The following is an 871-nucleotide window of genomic DNA, read 5'->3' as shown; positions in this document are numbered from 1 at the left end:
GGGCTGGGTGGGCGGTCGTCAGCCGCCGTGGCCCCGGTCGCGGTCGCGGTGGGCGCCGGTGAGCTTCCATGCGGCCGGGAGCAGCCCGGCGGCGAGCAGGACCTTGAGCGCGTCGCCGGCGAGGAACGGCGTCATGCCGAGGTCGAGCGCGCGGGCGAGGTCGACGTCCAGGGCCGCCATCAGGTACGGGACGCCGGCCGCGTACATGATCGCGGTTCCGGCGAGCATGGTCGCGGCGGTCCGCAGCGGGGTGCGGTCGCCGCCGCGCTGGGCGAGCCGTCCGACGACGGCCGCGGCGACGACGAAGCCGAGGACGTAGCCGAGGGTGGGCACGCCGGTTCCGGAGCCGCCTTCGGTGAACCAGGGCATCCCGGCGATGCCGGCGGTCAGGTAGAGGAGCATGGCGAGGGCGGCGCGGACGGGGCCGAGCGCGGCGGCGGCGAGCAGGACGGCGAAGGTCTGCCCGGTGACCGGCACGGGGGTGCCGGGCAGCGGGATCGCGATCTGTGCGGCGAGGCCGGTGAACGCGGCGGCGCCGGCGACGAGCGCGGCGTCGCGGGCGAGGGCGCCGGGCAGCAGGTCGCCCAGGACGGCGGGGTGCCGCCGGGCTGCGTGGGCAGTGGCCACGGATCCTCCCAAACGTGTGGTGTCAGGTCGAAACCTAGCGAACGTGTCGTCGGGGTCGGATCAGGCGGGTCGCCGATGGCGGCCGGTCACGCGCCGCGCGGCCGTCCTCGCGCCTGCCCTCGCGCCTGCCCTCGCGCCTGCCCTCGCGCCTGCCCTCGCGCCTGCCCTCGCGCCTGCCCTCGCGCCTGCCCTCGCGCCTGCCCTCGCGCCTGCCCTCGCGCCTGCCCTCGCGCCTGCCCTCGCG

Annotated in this window: 2 protein-coding genes; both read right to left on the bottom strand. The window is 78.0% G+C overall.

Annotated elements, in window-relative coordinates:
• Positions 1 to 18 precede the first annotated feature (18 nt).
• Positions 19 to 627, bottom strand: a complete 609-nt coding sequence (locus E1264_RS42830; RefSeq protein ID WP_132183322.1) for a biotin transporter BioY — start codon at positions 625 to 627, stop codon at positions 19 to 21.
• A gap of 34 nt (positions 628 to 661) precedes the next feature.
• The coding region (locus E1264_RS44990; protein ID WP_207937054.1) for a hypothetical protein at positions 662 to 871 on the bottom strand (210 nt) is incomplete at its 5' end.

The sequence above is a fragment of the Actinomadura sp. KC216 genome (genome assembly GCF_004348535.1).
GTDB lineage: Bacteria > Actinomycetota > Actinomycetes > Streptosporangiales > Streptosporangiaceae > Spirillospora.
Note: the sequence above shows the minus strand (reverse complement) of the source record. Positions and strands in the feature narration are given on the sequence as shown.